We start from the raw sequence: 2,022 nt of genomic DNA on the forward strand, positions 1-2,022 counted from the left end.
CGGCATCGCCATGGGCCTGATCCTGGAAAAGGACGGCTTCGCCGTGCTCTCTGACATCCTGGGTGACGAAGACCACCTCGGCGACATGGACTTCAAGGTCGCCGGCACCGCCGACGGCATCACGTCGCTGCAGATGGACATCAAGATCGCCGGCATCACCGAGGAGATCATGAAGCAGGCCCTGGCGCAGGCCAAAGGCGGGCGTGACCACATCCTGGGCGAGATGAACAAGGCCATGGAAGCGCCCCGCCACGAGTTGGGCGAGTTCGCCCCGAAGATCGAGTCGATCAAGATCCCGGTCGACAAGATCCGCGAAGTGATCGGCACGGGCGGCAAGGTGATCCGCGAGATCACCGCCGAAACCGGCGCCAAGATCGACATCGGCGAAGACGGCACGATCAAGATCGCCGCCGCCGACCAGGGCAAGATCGACGCCGCCAAGACCTGGATCAAGTCGATCACCCAGGAAGCCGAAGTCGGCGCGATCTACACCGGCAAGGTCGTGAAGGTCGTCGACTTCGGGGCCTTCGTGAACTTCTTCGGCGCCAAGGACGGCCTGGTCCACGTCAGCCAGATCGCCAACGAGCGCGTGAACAAGGTCTCCGACGTGCTGAGCGAAGGCCAGTCGGTCAAGGTGAAGCTCCTGGGCTTCGACGACCGCGGCAAGACCCGCCTCTCCATGAAGGTCGTCGACCAGGAGACCGGCGAGGACCTGTCGGCCAAGCACGCGGAGCACGAGGACGCCTAAGCGTCATCTGCCTCCGTTGACATGACGAGGGCGGCCGCAGCGATGCGGCCGCCCTTTTCGTGACGCCCTCCCTACGCGCTGTCATCCCGGTTTGGGCAAAGCCCAAGACCGGGACCCACGATCGTCACGGAAGGTCAGTTCGGCGCGCCTCGCCCATGCAGGACCACTCCAGCGACCGCGCCCGGTCGTGGGTCCCGGTCTTCGCCTGCCGGCGAAACCGGGATGACACTTGGGGGGTGGGTCGCGTCGCGAGCGGCTACGCCGGTTCGCTGACCCGCACGCCATAGCGGTCCGCCGGGTGCTTGCGCGACAAGTTCGGCGCCAGGGTCCCCCGGGCGGCCTGGAACGCGGCCCAGTCGGCCGGGTCGGGCAGCGACGGGATGGTCACCAGCTCGCCCTGGTCGAAGCCAGCCAGCGCCGCGTCCACCAGTTCGTCGACGTCCATCAGGATATCCTCCGGCACGGTCTCGATGCCACGGCCGGAGCGGTCCCAGATCTCGGTGCGGGTGGCGCCCGGCAGCACGGCCTGGACCCTGATCCCGGAGCCTTCCAGCTCGTTGGCCAGGGACTGGGTCAGGTAGAGCACATAGGCCTTGGTCGCGCCGTAGACCGTGCTGCGGAACTCCGGCATCAGGCCGACGATCGAGCCGAGGTTGACGATCGCGCCCACGCCACGGGCACTGAAGCCGGCCGCCGCTGCATTGGCCAGCCGGGTCACGGCGGTGACGTTGAGCTGGATCAGGTCGTCCAGGTTGTCGGGGTCGGCCGCAGCGAACGGCTCGAACTGGGCGGCGCCGGCATTGTTCACCAGCAGGGTGACGGCCGCGTCGTCGCGCAGCCGCGCTTCCAGCCGGCGGATGTCGTCGCGCACCGTCAGGTCGGTCTTCACCACCTCGACCGAGACGCCGGTCTCGGCGCGCAGCCGGGTGGCCAGGTCGTTCAGCCGCCCCTCGTCGCGGGCCGCCAGGATCAGGTCGTAGCCGCGTCGCGCCAGGCGGTCCGCATAGACCGCGCCGATGCCGCTGGACGCGCCGGTGATCAGGGCCGCGCCCTTGGAAGAAACCTTGCTCATATCGACGCTCCGTCGTGCTCGGTCGGGAAAAGCCGCCGGCCGTGATCGAGAGATGGAGATGAGCGCCCTCCACGCCATAGTATGGTGGTCATCATATTATCTCGCGGCGGACAGGCTTTCTCTCAAAAGCCGCCCGCCGGGAGGGGTCTGGCGCGGCGGCTCAGCGGGCCTTGCGCGCCGCGTATTTGGCGTCGCGTTTCGC

The 2,022-nt window shown here is 67.7% G+C and carries 2 protein-coding genes; one reads left to right on the plus strand and one right to left on the minus strand.

Annotation, left to right across the window (positions count from 1 at the left end):
- Positions 1 to 748 (plus strand): S1 RNA-binding domain-containing protein (locus Q0R13_RS06260; RefSeq protein WP_293901101.1); only part of this gene is annotated, 748 nt, incomplete at its 5' end.
- A gap of 256 nt (positions 749 to 1,004) precedes the next feature.
- Here Q0R13_RS06260 and Q0R13_RS06265 read toward each other — a convergent pair.
- Positions 1,005 to 1,820 (minus strand): SDR family oxidoreductase, encoded by an 816-nt coding sequence (locus tag Q0R13_RS06265; protein ID WP_293901104.1) that lies wholly within the window; start codon positions 1,818 to 1,820, stop codon positions 1,005 to 1,007.
- Between the last annotated feature and the right edge of the window lie 202 nt (positions 1,821 to 2,022).

The organism is Phenylobacterium sp., from assembly GCF_025351295.1.
In the GTDB taxonomy this organism is placed as follows: Bacteria; Pseudomonadota; Alphaproteobacteria; order Caulobacterales; family Caulobacteraceae; genus Phenylobacterium.

What these genes read in the sequence shown, in the direction of transcription:
- Q0R13_RS06265 (WP_293901104.1), bottom strand. Translation starts at nt 1,820, where the DNA reads ATGAGCAAGGTTTCTTCCAAGGGCGCGGCCCTGATCACCGGCGCGTCC.